Here is a 16772-nt window from a genome sequence, read left to right as displayed (position 1 = left end):
GGAACGAACGATTCCTCCCGACGAGGGAAGGAGCCGGATCCGAGCGGTCTCACCGCGACGCGCAGCGTCGCCTTCTACACAGCCACCCGCCGCAGCCGCGCCCGCGGGGCCTCCTCGCCCGGGAACACCCGCTTGACCCCGTCGCCCAGCGCGGTCTCGATGATCCGGATGTCGCGGACCAGGTGCTCCAGCCCGGCCGGCTCCAGCGAGGCGGCGTGGTCGGAACCCCACATGGTGCGGTCCAGCGTGATGTGCCGCTCCACGGTCACCGCGCCCAGCGTCACCGCCGCGAGGGAGATCTGCAGGCCGCGCTCGTGGCCCGAGTAGCCGACCGGCACGCCGTACCGCTCCTGGAGGGTGACGATCGTGCGGAGGTTGGCCTCCTCCGGGGGGAGGGGGTAGGTGGAGGTGGCGTGCATCAGCACCAGCTTGGAGGTGCCGAGGATCTCCACGGCCCGGTCGATCTCCTCCAGCGTTGACATGCCGGTGGACAGGATGATCGGCTTGCCGGTGGAGGCGAGCGCGCGGAGCAGGTCCACGTCGGTCACGCTGGCCGAGGCGACCTTGTGGGTGACCACGTCCATGTTCTCCAGGAACTCCACCGACGGCACGTCCCACGGCGAGGCGAACCAGTCCAGGCCGCGCTCCCGGCAGTGCTCGGCGATCTGGCTGTACTCCTTCAGGCCGAACTCGGTCCTGATCTTGTACTCCAGGTAGGTCATCTCGCCCCAGGGCGTCTGCCGGATCTGGTCGCGCTGCTCCAGCGGCACGCAGATCTCCGGGGTGCGCTTCTGGAACTTGACCGCCTGGCAGCCCGCCTCGGCCGCCACGTCGATGAGCCGGCGCGCGATCTCCACGTCGCCGTTGTGGTTGATGCCGATCTCGGCGATCATGTAGACCGGCTGCCCGGCGCCGACCAGCGCCTCACCGATCTGGACGGGCCTGGCGTTCGGGGTGAGCCGCAGCTCGGCCCGGGGAGCGCCGGCGAGCTCGACCTGGTCCACCGGGCGGGCGGCCAGGACGCGGTCGCACAGCTCGCGTACGGCTCCGGCCCCGCCGGGCCTGGTCAGCACGGTCCTGGCGGCGGCGCGGACCCGGGGGTGGGCGTCGGGGACGGTGATCGGCCAGCCGACGTCGCTCATCGGGCCCAGGTCGTTGACGTCGTTGCCGACGTAGGCGACGCGGGACGGGTCGATGCCCTCGATGGCCAGCCAGTCGCGCAGCACGGTCCGCTTGTCGGTCAGGCCCTGCAGGACGGGCACGCCGAGCTTGCGGGCGCGGGCGGCGACCACCGGGTTGTGCTCGGTGGACATGATCATCAGCTTGACGCCGGAGCGGCGCAGCAGCGAGATCCCCATGCCGTCGGAGCGGCTGACCGCGACCATCTCGCGACCGTCCTGGTCGACGTAGGCGCGGTCGTCGGTGTGCACGCCGTCGAAGTCGGTGATCACCGCGTCCACGTCGATCGGCTCGGGCCGGTCCACGAACGGCGCCAGCGCCCGGACGATCTCCAGGTCCTCGGGGGTGTCCACCTCGATGGCGTGGTGGGGGGAGACCGGCTGCACGGCGACGGCGCCGAAGAAGCGGTGACCCTGCTCGCGCAGTCCCTGGGCGCGCATCACGTAGAACGCGCCGGTCTCGCGGAAGTGCGGCTCGCGGTCCTGGCGGCGCGGGCGGTGGGCGGGGTCGTGGTTGACCCCGTCGCCGGCGGCGCTCCACAGGAACTCGTGCGTCTCCAGCCCGGAGAACACCACGTCGGCGTCGCCGTCCAGGACCCGGGTGATCGCCGAGTCCAGGTCGGCGGGGTCGATGAACGCGCTCGTGCACTGCACCAGGACGACCACGTCGGGGGTCTCGGGGAGGTGGTCGAGCACGTGCAGCACGGCGGACTCGCTGGAGGCGGTGGCGCCGCTCAGCTCGTCCGGCCGGTCGATCACGGTCGCCCCGGCCTCGCGGGCGGCCTCGGCGATGCCGCGGTGGTCGGTGCTGACCACGACCTCGTCGATCAGCTCGGCGCGCACGCAGGCCCGCACCGCACGGGCCACCAGGGGACTGCCGCCCACCGCGGCCAGGTTCTTCAGGGGAACGCCCACCGAACCTCCACGGGCGGGGACAACGGCCAGGACTCGCAAGGTGGCTCCTCATGACATACGGCGAAACGCCCCGGTTCGGGGATGTCAAAGGAACCTAGCCACGAGGGTGACCGGACAGGGGTGCCCGAGCTGAACGCCCAAAGTCGCCCGTATTAACTTTCCGCGTCCCGGTCGCCGGCGCGGTCCGCGGACGGCCCCGCGAGGGCGCCCGCCACGGGGACGTCCTCAGACGGTGGCGCCGATGGTGTCCATGAGCATCGGCAGGGCGCGTTCCAGGCCGCGCCGCCAGTACGGCCAGGTGTGCGTGCCGGGGCCGTAGAAGTCGGTGGTCACCTCGGCCCCGCTCGCCCTGGCCCGCTCGGCGAAGGTCACGGACTGGCCGAGCAGGGCGGCCTCGCCCTCGTCCCGGCCGGTGGAGGGGGCGTCCAGCGGGCCGGGGGAGCCGTCACCGCAGGAGACGAAGAGCCGTACCTCGCGCAGCTCGCCGGTGAGGTCGGCCGGGTTGTGGGCGGCCCATTCGGGGTCCTGCGGCGGGCCCCAGAGCCTCACGGAGTGCTCGCCGTTGCGTTCCAGCAGCCAGTCGACGCCGCCGTTGCCGTCGCGGGTGTGCAGCACGCCGGAGAAGGAGGCCGCCGCCTGGAACATGCCCGGGTGGCGGGCCGCGTACGACATGGCGCCGAATCCGCCCATGGACAGCCCGGCCACCGCCCGCCGGTCGCCGGCGCCGTAGTCGCGCTCCAGGATCCGCCTGACCTCGGTGAGGTGGAAGGTCTCCCAGCCGGGGCCCTCGCGCCAGTCGGAGTAGAAGCCGACGGCACCGCTCTCGGGGACGGCCACGATCGCCCGGTGGCCGGAGGTGAGCCGCGCGGCGTCCCCCCTGGTGATCCAGGCGGCGTAGTCGCTCTGGCAGCAGCCGTTCAGCAGGTACAGCAGCGGCCACGGCCCCGAGCCGGGCGTCCACCCCTCGGGCAGCAGCACCCGGACCCTGCCCTCGCGGCCCAGCGCGGCGGAGGCGACGGTCAGCTCGTGGTCGCGCTCACCGAGTTTGCGTACCGTGAAGGCCGGGGCCGGCGCGCCCTTCGCGCCGTCGGCGCCGATAGCGGGCCCCCGGCCGGAGGAGGACGGCGGCAGCAGGGCGAGCAGCACCGCCACGAGCGCGACGGCGGCCAGCAGGAACACTCCCAGGCGTACAGCAGCGGTGCGGTTCACATCGCCAATACTCCCGCGTCCGGGTGATCCGGTGAACCCACACGCCGCGACACCTTGTAACCCCCGCGACGTCCCGCCACGGATCCGGCGGGGGCGCTCCGGCAGGGACCGGGGGACGCCGGACCCCGTTCTGGCCTGGTTCGTTCATGTTAATTCTCATGACATATGGCGTCTTAAGCGTCCGAAAGCTTGAAAACTTCACATGATCTATTCAGGATTCTCCACGTGGGTTGTAAAGATCATGTGCATCCCGCGTCGCCCTGCCGGGCGGGAGACTCCCGTCCGGCGTGAAGGAGACCGCGTGTCAAACACCCCCCGACGCTGGCGATCGATCCTGATCGGGACCGTCACCGCGCTCGCGCTCGTCCTCCCCCACGGCGTGGCCCAGGCCGCCCCCGAACCCGACAAGATCCACAAGACCGTCCTGGTCGACCTGGCGGCCGACGACAAGGCCACCTTCTGGGTACGCCTGAAGGCCGGCGCCGACCTCGGCGCGGCCCGCAGGGCGAGGACCAGGGCAGAGAAGGCGGCGCAGGTCTACCGCGCCAAGACCGAGCTGGCCGAGTCCTCCCAGGCGGGCCTGCGCAGGCTCCTGACCGCCGAGAGCGCCGACTTCACGCCGTTCTGGATCGCCAACGCCATCCGGGTGACCGGAGGCTCCAAGCTGGCCGAGGAGATCGCGAAACGGCCCGAGGTCGACCGGATCGAGCCCGGCCGGGTCGCGGCCCTGCCCAAGCCGCTGCCCGGCCGGCAGACGGCGAGGGTCGACGCGGTCGAGTGGAACATCGACCGGGTCAACGCCCCCGGGGTCTGGAGCGACCTGGGCGTGCGCGGCGAGGGCATCGTCGTGGCCAACATCGACAGCGGCGTGCAGTTCGACCACCCCGCGCTGGCCGCCCGGTACCGCGGGAAGAAGGCCGACGGCACCGTCGACCACGCCCACAACTGGTTCGACCCCGCGGGGATCTGCGCCGGCACCGCGCCGTGCGACAACAACGACCACGGCACCCACACCATGGGCACCATGGTGGGCGGCGGCGGCGGCGACGGCGACGGCGGCGGCATCGGCGTCGCCCCGGGCGCGACGTGGATCGCGGCCAAGGGGTGTGAGACCAACACCTGCTCCGACGCCTCGCTGCTCGCCGCCGGGCAGTGGGTGCTCGCGCCCACCGACCTGAACGGCGACGACCCCCGCCCCGACCTGGCGCCGCACATCGTCAACAACTCCTGGGGCGGCAGCGGCTTCGACCCCTGGTACAGGGAGACCGTGGAGGCGTGGGTCGCGGCGGGCATCTTCCCCGTCTTCTCCAACGGCAACCTCACGAACGCGGGCTGCACCTCCAGCGGCTCGCCAGGACAGTACGTCTCCAGCTACAGCGCCGGCGCGTTCGACGTGAACAACGCGATCGCCACCTTCTCCACCCGCGGCTCCGGCGAGGGCGGTGAGATCAAGCCCAACCTCGCGGCCCCCGGCGTCGACGTGCGCTCCTCGGTGGCCGGCGGCGGCTACGACGTCTTCTCCGGCACGTCGATGGCCGCCCCGCACCTGGCCGCCACCGTGGCGCTGATGTGGTCGGCCTCCCCGGGCCTGCTGGGCGACGTCGCGGCCACGCGGGAACTGCTCGACCGGACCGCGATCGACGTCGACGACACCCGCTGCGGCGGCACCGCGGCCGACAACAACGTCTGGGGCGAGGGCCGCCTGGACGCGTTCGCGGCGGTCCAGGCCGCTCCGGACGGGGCCGTCGGCACGCTGGCGGGCACCGTGACGACCGGCGGCTCGCCGGTGGCCGGGGCGGCCGTCGCCGTCACCGGGCCGCTGAACCGCGGCGTCGCCACCGCGCAGGACGGCACGTACACCCTGCCCCGCCTGCCCGAGGGCGACTACCGGCTCACCGTGGAGCGGTTCGGCTACGAGGACGCCACCGCGACCGTCACGGTCGTGGCGGACCGGACGGTCACCCGGGACGTGTCGCTGACGGCGCTGCCCTCGGGCACGGTGTCGGGGACGGTCACCTCCTCGGGCACGCCCGAGCAGGGCGTCACCGTGACCGCGGTGGGCACCGCGGTCACCGGGGTCACCGACGCCGCCGGACGCTACCGGCTCACGCTGCCGGACGGCGACCACGAGCTGAGGTTCACCCCGCGCTCGCGGTGCGCGGACGCCCTCACCGTGCCGGTCACCGTGAACGGGGACCTGACCAGGGACGCCGACCTGCCGCGCCGTACCGACTCCTTCGGTTACACCTGCGCGGCCGGCGCCGAGCCGTACGTCGCGGGCACCGTCAGGACGACGCTCACCGGCGACGACGCGATCCAGCCGATCACGCTGCCGTTCACCTTCCCCCTCTACGGCACCGGGTACACGGCCGGCTGGGTCAGCAGCAACGGGTTCCTGACCTTCGCCCCCAGCACCGCCCTGGCGGGCAACGTGACCCTGCCCGCCTCCGCCGCCCCCAACGCGGCGATCTACCCCTTCTGGGACGACCTCGTGCTGGACGACCAGTCCGGCGTCTACACCGCGACCCTCGGCACCGCGCCGAACCGCACCTTCGTCCTGGAGTGGCGCAACGCCCGGTTCTACGCCGACGCCGCCCAGCGCATCTCGTTCTCGGCGCTGCTCGGCGAGAACGGCTCGATCGGCTACCGCTACGACAGCGTCGACAGTGAGCGCGACGCCGGGATCGGCGCCACGATCGGCGTCGAGAACGCGACCGGCACCGACGCGCTGCAGTACTCCTTCAACGCCGCCGCCCTGTCCGACGGCCAGAGCCTGACCTTCTCCACCAGCCGGCACGGCCTGCTGACCGGCACCGTCACCGACGCCAACGACGGCAGGCCGCTGGCGGGCGCGACGGTCGAGGTGGGCGACCTGGTGACCCTCACCACCGCCGCCGACGGCACGTTCCTCGGGCAGGTCCCGATGGGCGACCACCGGATCGAGATCTCCAAGGAGAACTACGGGACCTTCACCCAGGAGGTCACCGTCACCGCCGGGGCCGTCACCCGGGCCGACACCGCCCTGGCCACCGGCCGGGTGACGGCCTCGGCCGCGGAGCTGACCCTGGTGCAGCCGGCGGAGACGACCAGGTCGGGCACCGTCGAGCTGTCCAACCTGGGCGTCGCCACGGACTACACCGTGGTGACCCAGCCCGCCCAGGACTGGCTGAGCGTGACACCGGTCTCCGGCCGGCTCGTCACGGGCGGCTCGCAGACGCTGACGGTGACCGCCTCCAGCGCGGGCGCCCAGCCGGGCACCGTACGGACCGGGAAGCTGCTGGTCCGCTCGGCCAGCGGCCGCAACCCGCAGATCGAGATCGTCGTCACCCTCGTGGTGCCCCGGCACCGGGTCGCCGTCGAGGTGGGCGGCACCAGGGACGTCGTCGACGCCGTCGGCGACCGCTGGAGCGCCGACCGCAGGTACGCCGCGGGAGGCCACGGCTACGTGGGCACCTCCACCAGGACGAACACCACGAGCAAGGCGATCACCGGCACCACCGAGCAGGCGCTGTTCAGGAGCGTCCGCGAGGGGATGCTGGAGTACCGGTTCGACCAGGTACCGGCCGGCACCTACACCGTCGAGCTGGGCTTCGCCGAGACCCGGGGCAAGAGGGAGGGCCAGCGCGTCTTCGACGTCATCGTCGAAGGGCAGCTCGCCGTCCCCGCGCTGGACCTGGCCCTGGAGACCGGCGCCCACACCGCCACCACCCGCCAGTACACGGTGAAGGTCACCGACGGCCAGCTCAACGTGCGCTTCGCCGAGCGGTCCGGCGACACCGTCCTCAACGCCATCCGCATCTCCGACCGCCCCGACAGGGCCACCCCGTAGCGACCCGGTGCCCGCCGCCCCGCCACTCGGCGGGACGGCGGGCACCGGCCGTCCCGGCCCTCGTCACCGTGCACGCGACACCCTTGCCCACCGAGGGGGCCCGTTCCCCGGCGCGGGTGGAGGCGGAGCCCGTTCACCTCCCGGCCGCGGGCCCCGTTCCCGCCAGCAGCGCGCGCAGCGCGGCCAGGGCCGCGCGGGGATCGACCCGGTCGGGGGCGAGGAGCCACTGCTGGTGGACGCCGATCCCGGCGCCGATGACCGCGACGGCCAGCGCCTCGGCGGACGTCCCGTCCGGCAGCGGCATCCGTTCCAGCCCCCGCCTGCAGTGGTCGCGCAGCGTGTCGTGGAGCTCGACGTAGCGGTCGCGGATGGGGGAGTCCGGCTCCAGCGCCTCCGCCAGGAGCGTGACGAAGAGCCTGGTGGCGGGGAGCGAGAACAGGGCGTCGGCGCTCCGCGTCAGGCGGTCGGGCCCGTCCCCGGTCTCCTGCGGGGCCTCGGTCAGGCCGGTGCGGATCAGGGCCGCCGCGCGTTCGAACACCGCCAGCAGCAGGCCCTCCTTGCTGTCGAAGTGCCAGGGGATCGAACCCCTGCTGATCCCGGACCGCTCGGCCACGTCGACGAACGTGGTCCGCTTGTAGCCCTTCTCGGCGAACAGCTCCGACGCCGCCGTGAGGATCAGCTCGCGGCTCTCGTGACTGGTCCGCTCTCGTCGCGTTGTCACGCCACCTCCTTCTGTGCTAACAATCATAATCTATGTTGCTCAACATAGAAGATCGCCCGATCCGGGACACGCCCCGGTGCCGGGAGACGCGAAGGAGATCCTCATGAAGGTCGCCATGCTGGCGAACCACTATCCGCACGCCGCCCACCGCGACGCGTTCATCGCACGCGTCCGCCGGGTCGCCGAGGAGTTCCGGCGCGGGCCGGGATGCCTCTCGGCCGAGTGCTGGCTGACCGACGACGCCGACGACGCGGTCGTCTCGTTCGTGCGGTGGGAGTCCGAGGAGGCGTTCGCCGCCTCGTTCACCGCCGTACAGGCGGCGGAGCTGGACATCGCCTACGACGAGCGCGAATCACGTCCCCGCGAGATCGTCCGGCTGGTGGAGCCGCCCGGCGGCGCCTGAGCGGATATCGCGTTGCCCGGGGTCACGGCCGGTGCGATCATCCTCGGGTGGGTGCAGAGGAGCTTTCGCGAATCAAGGAGAACGTCGACCTCGCCATCGAGGAGCTCGGGCCGGTGAGCGACGTGGACTTCGGCCTGAACCGGGAGTCCGTCGAGTGGGTCGAGGGCTTCATCGAGCGGCAGCGGTCCCGGCCGGGCTTCGACCCGGAGGGGTCCCGCGGGATGATCAGCGTGCTCGGCTCGTTCCTGGGCGAGTGCATCGTCGCCGCCACCGGGGGTCGCTGGGACTGGTCGGACGATCACGGATGGGGCGTGGTCCTCCCCGAGGGCAGCACGATCTTCCCGTTCTCGAAGGTGGAGAAGCAGTTCCGCGGCGGTCTGGAGGAGGGCGAGTCGGTCGCCGGCTTCTACCAGGTCGTGGTCGAGGTGATCGCCACCGGAAAGATGCGGCGGCTCCGCAGGAGCGGTGCCGCCGACCCCGAGGTCCCCGCCCCGTAGGACCTTGCCGGATCCGTCCGCGGCTGTGCCGGTGCGTCAGCCGACCGGCCGCGGGACGCGATCGGGGGCCTCCTCCCGCAGCGGCGAGGGAGCGACACGCAGGAGGCGGGCCGTCCAGCCGGGCAGCCACCAGTTCCACGGGCCCATCATCGCCACGACCGCGGGGACCAGGACGCCGCGTACGAGGGTGGCGTCCAGGAGGATCCCGAGCGCCAGGCCGCTGGCGAAGACCTTGACGTCCAGCTCCGGGGTCATGGCCAGGGCCGCGAACGAGATGAAGAGGATCAGCGCCGCCGAGGTCACCAGCCGTCCGGTGCGGCCGACGCCCGCGACGACCGCCCGGTGGGTGTCGCCGGTCCTGTCGTACTCCTCGCGCATCCGGGCCAGGATGAACACCTCGTAGTCCATGCTGAGCCCGTACAGGAAGGCGAAGATCGTCAGCGGGACGAACTCACCGATCGAGCCGGTGGGCCGAACGTCCAGGATCTCCCGGGTGCCCCAGCCGAACTGCCACAGCAGCACCATCGCGCCGATCACCGCGCCGAGCGAGAGCAGGTTGAGCGCGATCGCCTTGAGCGGCAGCAGCAGCGACCGGAACGCCCGCGCCAGCATCACGAAGGTGACCAGCGCGATCAGGCCCAGCATCCACGGGAACGCGCCGTAGGCGTGGCTCTGGAAATCCATGCTCTGCGCCGCGTTCCCGCCCACGCGGACGTCGTTCCCGGCGGCGGCGCGGACACGGGTGACGGTGGCCTCGCCGGCCGGGGTGCCGTTCTCGGCCACGGGCAGCACCGCGACGACCGCGGTCCCGTCGCGTCGCCACGCGGGCGTCCGTGGTGCGAGCACCGTGGCCACGCCCTCCACACGTCCGATGCGTTCGGCGGCGGCGGCCGGATCACCGGTGACCAGGACGTCGAACGGGGTGATCGCCCCTGCCGGGACACCCGCCCGGGCGAGCGCGGTCAGGCCCTGGTGGCCAGGCCCGGACGTGCGCAGATTCCGGCTCTCCGGCAGGCCCAGGTCGACGCCGAGCGCGGTCAGCGACAGGGCCAGCAGCAGACCGCCGGAGAGCAGTGCCGCGGGCCGGCGCCACCGTACGACGCCGCGTGCCCAGGCCGACCAGGCCCGCCCGGCGTCGGCTTCGCGGGCGAAGCGCCGGTCCGTCGCGGCCCGGCGGTCCAGCCATCGGCCGTTGAGCGCGAGCAGGACCGGGAGCACGGTCAGTGTCACGGCCACGCTCACCGCTGCGATGATCATGCCGGCGATGCCCAGGCTGCGCAGGAACGGCACGGGCAGCACCACCATGGTCACCAGCCCGACCGCGACCGCCGCGCCGCTGAACAGCACCGCGCGGCCGGCGCCCGCCATGGCACGGTGCACCGCCTCGTCTCCGCGGTGGCCGGCGGCCTGCTCCTCCCGCCAGCGGGCGACCAGCAGGAGCGAGTAGTCGACCGCGATGCCCAGGCCGAGCAGCGGCATGGTGGTCAGGGCCACGTCGTGCACCGTCGTCACGAGCGTGAGCAGGAGGATCACGATGAACGACACGAAGATCGACAGAACGGCGACGAGAACGGGGACGAGCGCGAGCATCGAGCGGAACACCAGGAACAGCACGACCACCGCGGCGAGCACGCCGATGCCGATCTTGGCGGGTACGTCCACGCCACCCGCGTCCACGCTCGGAGCGAGCGTGTCGAGCCCGGTGACGTGCACCGTGCTGCCGGGCGGCAGGTGCGGGGTCATGGCCGCCACGATGACCGGGCTCTCGTCGGGTGTCTCACCCAGCCCGCCGCCCGGCGGGCTGCCGTCGGAGTAGGTGCCGGGGTACACGAGGCCGAACGTGGTCCGCCCGTCGGTGCCGACCAGTCGCGGGTCACCGGTGTCGGCGTAGGACACGACGCGGGCCCGGGGCAGCCTCGCGGTGATCGCGGCGTAGGCGCGGCCGATCGCGCCCCTGTCGGTGTCGGCGCGCCGTCCCTCGGGCAGGACGACGACGGGGACGAAGGGCCGCTGGTAGCCGCCGTTGCCGTAGATCCGGACGATCTCCTGATTGGCGTCGAAGGCGGGCATGCCCGGGTGGGCGTACTCCTCGGAGAGGCGTTGGACGGCGATGGGGGTGGCGCCCAGGCCGACGAGGAAGGCCAGCAGCGCCAGCAGGGCGACCGGTCCCCTGTGCCGCAGGACGAAGGCCGAGAGTTTCTCCATGACGCCCAGTGGAGCGAAACGATCTTCAGTCGCGGTGGGGCCGTTCTTAGACGCTTCTGTGAATCGCCGGGGAGGACGGGATCCTCCGGTCCGAACCGGTCAGACTGGACAGGTGAGCCGCATCCTCGTCGTGGACGACGAACCCTTTCTCGCCGATCTCGTCGCGACCGCCCTGAGGTACGAGGGGTTCGACACGACCGTCGCCGCCACCGGCGCGGCGGCGGTCGCCATGACCGGCTCGTTCGGCCCGGACCTCGTCGTGCTGGACGTGATGCTGCCGGACGTGCCCGGCACCGAGGTGTGCCGCAGGATCCGGGCGACCGGGGCGGAGGTCCCCGTCGTGTTCCTCACCGCCCGGGACGCGACCGAGGACAAGATCGCCGGGTTGAGGGTGGGCGGCGACGACTATGTCACCAAGCCGTTCAGCCTGGAGGAGCTGATCGCCCGGATCCGCGCGGTGCTGCGCCGCACCAGCCGGGCCGAGCCCGGCAGGGGCCGGCTGGGCTTCCAGGACCTCGTCATCGACGAGGACGCCTACGAGGTGCGACGGGGCGGGACCCTGCTGGACCTGACCCCGACCGAGTTCAAGCTGTTGCGCTTCCTGACGGCCAACGCCGGCCGGGTGATGACCAAGCGGCAGATCCTGGACCACGTCTGGGAGTACGACTTCGGCGGCAACGACGGCGTGGTCCAGACCTACATCAGCTACCTGCGCCGCAAGGTGGACATGGTCGATCCGCCCCTCATCCACACCGTGCCCCGCGTCGGGTACGTCCTGCGCCTGCCCAGGGGGGACTGATGTCGCTGCGAGCCCGCCTGGTCGCCACCGTGGTCGGCCTGCTGGCCCTGGCGCTGGGCCTGGTCGCCGGGGCGACGTTCGGCGCCGTCCAGGACTGGCGGGGCCCCGGCGACTCGCGCCTGCTCGCCCTGGGCGACACGCGGCGGCTCGTGGCCGCCAGCGACGAGCTGTCCGAACGGGTGGCGTTCGTGCTGATCGGCACCTCCGGGGTCGGGCTGGCCTGCCTGACCGTGCTGGCCGCCTGGCTGATCCGGCGCGGCCTGCGCCCGCTGGACCGCATCGTCGAGACCGCGGCGGCGATCGGCGCGGGCGACCTCGGACGGCGGATCGAGACGGCTCCGCCGGGCACCGAGGTCGGACGGCTCGGGGACGCGCTCAACGCGATGCTCGGCCAGATCGAGGACGCCTTCCAGGAGCGGCAGGCGTCGGAGGAGCGGCTGCGCCGTTTCGTCGCCGACGCCTCGCACGAGCTGCGCACCCCCGTCGCCACCATCCGAGGCTACGCGGAGCTGTTCCGGCGCGGCGCCTCCGTACGCCAGGACGACCTGGAGAAGGCGATGACCCGGATCGAGGGCGAGGCGACGAGGATGGGGGCGCTGGTGGACGAGCTGCTCCTCCTGGCCCGCCTCGACCAGGGCCGCCCGCTGGACCGCGCACCGGTCGAGCTGACCGAGCTGGCCGCCGACGCGGTGGCCGACACCCTGGCCGTCGATCCCGATCGGCCGTTGTCGCTGGACCACGACGGACCGGTCTGGGTGACCGGTGACGTCGCCCGGCTCCGCCAGGTGATGGGCAATCTCCTGGCCAACGTGCTGCACCACACCGCCGCCGGGTCACCGGCGGCCGTACGCGTCGCGGTGGCGGACGGCCGGGCGGTGGTGGAGGTCACCGACCAGGGGCCGGGGGTGGACGAGGAGCACGCGGCTCTGGTCTTCCAGCGCTTCCACAGGGTGGACCAGGGACGCGGGATCGGCACCGGCGGTGGAGGAGCCGGCCTCGGGCTGTCGATCGTCGAGGCGGTGGTGAAGGCGCACGGCGGCGAGGTGTCGGTCCACTCCCGCCCCGGAACCGGCGCCACCTTCCGGGTACGCCTCCCGCTGCGCGAGCTCTAGCGGTGCCCTGGCAGGCCGGTGCGGCACGGGTCGCGGGGTCAGCGGGCTCCCAGGAGGGCGATGACGGACAGGGTGCCCAGGGACAGGACGCTGGAGACGAGGATGGCGTCGCGGGGCAGCTCGGTGGGACGGCCGTACTCGGCGGCGTAGACATACGTATTTTGGGCGGTGGGAAGCCCGGCGAACAGGACGGCCGCGAAGAGGGCCGGGCCGTCGAGGCGCAGCAGGAAACGCCCGGCCAGGAAGGCCACCAGCGGCTGGGCGAGGAGTTTGAGGACCACCGCGGGCCCGGTCGTGCGCCAGGAGACGGCCGAGCCGTTCAGCGACATGCCCAGGGAGAACAGCGCCAGGGGCACCGCGGCGCCTCCGAGGATCTCCAGGGGCCTCAGCGCGAGATCGGGCAGGCGCAGTCCGAGGGCCGACATGCCCAGGCCGAGGAACGAGGCCACCACGACCGGTGTCCGCAGCGGGGCGAGGAAGGACGAGCCCCCGGCCCCGAGGCCCAGGAAGATCAGCGGAGAGACCAGCAGGACCTGGAACATCAGGACCGACACCACGAACGTCGCGTCGTTCAGGACGTACAGGCCGACGGGGATGCCGAGGTTCCCGGCGTTGACGTAGGCCGAGGACATCGCGCCGATCACCCGGTCGGACGGTCCGCCACGGAACAGCGCGAACGCGAGCAGGCCGACGGTGAAGGTGCTGATCGCGAATGCGAGGAGCGGGCCGGGCTGGATCCGGTCGAGCGGGGTACGGCTGAGCGTGGTGAACAGCACGGCGGGCATCGCGACGGTGAACGCGAACGCCGTCAGCGCCTCCTGGACCCGGGGCCCCACCCGTCCGGACCGGGCGGCCAGCCAGCCGAGGGCACCGATGAACCATATGGGGACGAAAGCCGCGATGACCGCCTGCACCCGGACACCGTAGCCGGACCCCGGTCCGTGCCGGCGACACGGCCTCCGCCCCGTCCGGGCTCCCCGGCCCGGTTCTTCCCGGCCTGAGCTCCCCGGCACGGGAGGGCCGTCCGGTTCGCCGGCGTCCCGGCCGGGTCGTGAGACGCGGTGGCTCAGTGGTCGCGAGACGCGGTGGCTCAGTAGCCGACGTACCCCGACCCGTTCTTGTTGCCCACCACCCCGGGCACGTTGGACACCGACCCGTACCGCTCGATCGCGTACCGCACCCCGGCGATGATGTTGTCCACCGGGTTGTAGATGTCGCCGTGCCCGGGGAGCGCCCAGCGGGAGAACGTCGGGTCGATCGTCTGCATCAGGCCCTTGGACGGGTGCCCGGCCGCCGCGTTGGAGTCCCAGAGGTTGATGGCGTGCGGGTCCCCGCCCGACTCGTGCTTGATGATCATCCAGATGTCGTCGACGTTCATCTTCTCGGCCGGGAGGCCCTGGGCCTTGAGGATCTCGACCGCCTGGTGGATCCACTCGGCGACCCTGCCCTCGGGCGCCGGTCCACCGCCCGGCGGCGGGGCCCCGCTGGGCCCGTAGCCGCCACCGCCCCCGCCACCGGCGCTCCCGGTGCCCCCGGCGTTCTCGCCTCCGCCTCCACCGCCTCCACCGATGGACGGGCCACCGGGTGACGAGCCGCCGCCCCCGGTGTGCAGCGCGGGGCTGATCTGGTCCGCGGGCACCGGCGTCCACCGGGTGGTGTGCCCGGGGCCGGGGACGAACTTCTCGTCGCCCGCCGCGGGTATCCCGGCGAAACCGGGGACGGCCTCGCCGAGGTGCTCGCCGAGTTCACCGGCGGCCGTGGCCAGCGCGGTCTCCGCCGTGTCGACGTGCCCCTGCGCGAGGGACGTCGCCGCCTGGACCTGCCGGCCGATGCCGGGCCGGAGCTGTGCCTCGGTGGCGTGCGGGTTGACCCGCCGGTACTCCGCGACCCAGGCCAGCAGGTCGTCGCAGACCTGGCCGATGTGCCTCCTCGCCGTCTCGACCGCGCCCGCGGCCGTCTCCAGCGAGGTGGCGCAGCCGGTGAGCGCGTCGTGCAACGCGTCACCCGCGCGGCCGTACCTGCGCATGTACGCCACGAAGGCGTCGGCCGAGGAGCCGTTCCACGCCGCGTCCACGCCGGTGACGGCCGAGCCGAGGGCGTCGAGCGGTGCGACCACCCCGGGGGCGGCCCTGCGCCAGCGGGCCGCGATCGCCCGGATCGCGGCCGGGTCCCCCTTGGCCTTGTCGGCGAGGTTCACCAGCGCCTGACCGCCGGGCAGTGCGGCCACGGCGTTCATGTCGGTCATCGTCGTGCGGGCCCCGTGCGCAGCCGCGCGGGTCTCCTGCGAGGTCGTGCGCGTCCCGTACGGGCGCTCATGCGAAGCGCCGGTAGCTGATGGGCGACGCGCCGGCCACCGTCTGGACCTTGACGACGTCGCCCGTCTGCGGGGCGGCGATCATCTTGCCGTCACCGATGTAGATGGCGCAGTGGGTCGCCGGGTTGCCGAAGAAGACGATGTCGCCCGGCTGCGGAGGGCCGGTGATCGGCTGTCCGCTCGCCTGGTACCCGGCGGCGGTGTTGTCCCCGATCTTGATTCCCGCCTCGTTCATCGAGACGTGCACCAGGCCGCTGCAGTCGAACGCGTTGGGCCCGTCGGCGCCCCAGACGTAGGGCTTGCCGAGGTGGCTCCTGGCGGCGGCCACGATGTCGGCTCCGGTGCCGTTGCCGGTGACCGTGTACGGGATCGCCTGACCACCACCGCCACCACCGCCTCCGCCGACGCCGCCTCCGCCGTAACCGCCGGACGACGATCCGCCGCCGTTGCCCTGCCAGCTTCCCTGCCCGCCGCTACCGCTGCCGCTGCCGTTACCGCCCTGCGAGCCGTTCTCCGTACCGGCGAGCGTGGTAGTGCGGAACTCGTCCTCGGGCACCGGCACCCACCGGGTGGTGTGCCCGGGGCCGGGGACGAAGCCCTGGTCGCCCGCGGCCGGGATGGCGGAGAACAGCGTGGTGTCGCCGAGGTGCTTCTCGATCTCGCCCCGCGCGGTGGACAGCGCCGTCTCGGCCGAGTCGACGTACCCCTGCACGAGGGACGTCGCCGCCTGGACCTGCTGGCCGATACCGGGCTGGAGCTGTGCCTCGGTGGCGTGCGGGTTGACGCGCCGGTACTCCGCGACCCAGGCCACCAGCTCGCCGCAGACGCGCTCGGCGTTCGACTTCGCCGTCTCGACGGCACCGGCGGCGGTGTCCAGGGAGGTCGCGCAGTCGCCCAGCGCCTCCCGCAGGGAGGTGCCCGCGCTGTCGTACCGCCGCATGTACGCCACGAAGGCGTCGGCCGAGGCGCCCTTCCAGGCGGTGTCGACCTGCTTGACCGCCTTGTTGAGGAGCGCGAACGGCTCGGTGGACGAGCCGGCCGCCTTGCGCCACCGGGCGGCGATCGCGCGGATCGCACCGGGGTCTCCGTCGGTCTTCTTCGCCAGCGCGGCCAGGGCCTGCCCCCCGGGCAGTGCCGCCACGGCGTCCACGGCGCTCATATGGCCGGAAGGCTGCTCGTGGTGTCCCGCTCGGCCGCGGTCACGTTGCTCTCGATCGTGTCGAGGGCCCGCTCGACGCCGTCGAGGCGGCTCTTCACCGTTCCCAGCTCGCCGTCCGCGTGCGCTTCGACCCGGCCGATCGCGGCGGCCAGTTCCTGGGCGCCGGCCAGGGTCCCGAAGATCGACGAGCTCGCGCCGCCCTTTGCCGGGAAGTCGTCGCCGACGGCGGCGAGCCTTCCCCCTTGGGTGTTCACCGCGACGCGCAGCTTGGCCAGCGCCTCACGATTCAGATCAAGTTTTCCCACCGGAGCGGGCTCCTTCCCCCGTCGCCGAGAAACCGGCTGCTCGGACGCCGATTCGGCTCACTGACCGGTTGCCTGCCCACCGTCCGGTCATATCTACCAAGAAGTGATCATAGCCACCGAAGGACG

At 72.8% G+C, this 16772-nt stretch carries 13 protein-coding genes; 5 read left to right on the top strand and 8 right to left on the bottom strand.

Annotated elements, in window-relative coordinates:
* Positions 1–74: 74 nt before the first annotated feature.
* Together ACZ6RT_RS32260 and ACZ6RT_RS32255 are read right to left on the bottom strand one after the other, a co-directional pair.
* Complete coding sequence (locus ACZ6RT_RS32260) at positions 75–2132, bottom strand: N-acetylneuraminate synthase family protein (RefSeq protein WP_399189387.1); 2058 nt, start codon at positions 2130–2132, stop codon at positions 75–77.
* 186 nt (positions 2133–2318) lie between these two features.
* On the bottom strand, positions 2319–3302 hold the full coding sequence (locus ACZ6RT_RS32255; protein ID WP_399189385.1) for an alpha/beta hydrolase: 984 nt from the start codon (positions 3300–3302) through the stop codon (positions 2319–2321).
* Between the two features lie 301 nt (positions 3303–3603).
* Between ACZ6RT_RS32255 and ACZ6RT_RS32250 the strand changes: the two genes are divergently transcribed.
* Positions 3604–7131: a S8 family serine peptidase gene (locus tag ACZ6RT_RS32250; RefSeq protein ID WP_470157612.1), complete on the top strand. Its 3528-nt coding sequence runs from the start codon at positions 3604–3606 to the stop codon at positions 7129–7131.
* Between the two features lie 133 nt (positions 7132–7264).
* On the opposite strand, the gene ACZ6RT_RS32245 is transcribed toward ACZ6RT_RS32250, so the two are convergent.
* Positions 7265–7852 carry a TetR family transcriptional regulator gene (locus tag ACZ6RT_RS32245; RefSeq protein WP_470157611.1) on the bottom strand — a complete coding sequence of 196 codons (588 nt, stop codon included), beginning with the start codon at positions 7850–7852 and terminating at the stop codon, positions 7265–7267.
* Between the two features lie 103 nt (positions 7853–7955).
* Between ACZ6RT_RS32245 and ACZ6RT_RS32240 the strand changes: the two genes are divergently transcribed.
* Together ACZ6RT_RS32240 and ACZ6RT_RS32235 are read left to right on the top strand one after the other, a co-directional pair.
* Positions 7956–8255, top strand: coding sequence for an antibiotic biosynthesis monooxygenase family protein (locus ACZ6RT_RS32240; RefSeq protein ID WP_399189379.1), 300 nt, complete (start codon positions 7956–7958; stop codon positions 8253–8255).
* A 47-nt stretch (positions 8256–8302) separates the two neighbouring features.
* On the top strand, positions 8303–8752 hold the full coding sequence (locus ACZ6RT_RS32235; RefSeq protein ID WP_470157610.1) for a hypothetical protein: 450 nt from the start codon (positions 8303–8305) through the stop codon (positions 8750–8752).
* A gap of 36 nt (positions 8753–8788) precedes the next feature.
* Here ACZ6RT_RS32235 and ACZ6RT_RS32230 read toward each other — a convergent pair whose 3' ends face one another.
* On the bottom strand, positions 8789–10957 hold the full coding sequence (locus ACZ6RT_RS32230) for an MMPL family transporter (protein WP_470157608.1): 2169 nt from the start codon (positions 10955–10957) through the stop codon (positions 8789–8791).
* 112 nt (positions 10958–11069) lie between these two features.
* On the opposite strand from ACZ6RT_RS32230, the gene ACZ6RT_RS32225 reads away from it, so the two are divergent.
* Positions 11070–11756 (top strand): response regulator transcription factor, encoded by a 687-nt coding sequence (locus ACZ6RT_RS32225; protein WP_399189373.1) that lies wholly within the window; start codon positions 11070–11072, stop codon positions 11754–11756.
* Complete coding sequence (locus tag ACZ6RT_RS32220) at positions 11756–12868, top strand: sensor histidine kinase (RefSeq protein ID WP_399189371.1); 1113 nt, start codon at positions 11756–11758, stop codon at positions 12866–12868. Before ACZ6RT_RS32225 ends, ACZ6RT_RS32220 begins: the two co-directional genes overlap by 1 nt.
* Positions 12869–12906: 38 nt before the next feature.
* Here ACZ6RT_RS32220 and ACZ6RT_RS32215 read toward each other — a convergent pair whose 3' ends face one another.
* The 4 genes from ACZ6RT_RS32215 to ACZ6RT_RS32200 all read right to left on the bottom strand — a co-directional run bounded on the left by ACZ6RT_RS32215 (position 12907) and on the right by ACZ6RT_RS32200 (position 16646).
* Positions 12907–13782: an AEC family transporter gene (locus ACZ6RT_RS32215; protein WP_470157606.1), complete on the bottom strand. Its 876-nt coding sequence runs from the start codon at positions 13780–13782 to the stop codon at positions 12907–12909.
* Between the two features lie 176 nt (positions 13783–13958).
* Positions 13959–15104 (bottom strand): WXG100 family type VII secretion target, encoded by a 1146-nt coding sequence (locus tag ACZ6RT_RS32210; RefSeq protein WP_470157604.1) that lies wholly within the window; start codon positions 15102–15104, stop codon positions 13959–13961.
* A 76-nt stretch (positions 15105–15180) separates the two neighbouring features.
* Positions 15181–16341 (bottom strand): bifunctional WXG100 family type VII secretion target/C40 family peptidase, encoded by a 1161-nt coding sequence (locus ACZ6RT_RS32205; protein WP_470157603.1) that lies wholly within the window; start codon positions 16339–16341, stop codon positions 15181–15183.
* Positions 16338–16646 (bottom strand): hypothetical protein, encoded by a 309-nt coding sequence (locus ACZ6RT_RS32200; protein WP_399189363.1) that lies wholly within the window; start codon positions 16644–16646, stop codon positions 16338–16340. Before ACZ6RT_RS32200 ends, ACZ6RT_RS32205 begins: the two co-directional genes overlap by 4 nt.
* Positions 16647–16772: the final 126 nt, after the last annotated feature.

The organism is Streptosporangium sp. NPDC050148 (genome assembly GCF_055586505.1).
This window is presented reverse-complemented; position numbering and strand designations above follow the sequence as displayed.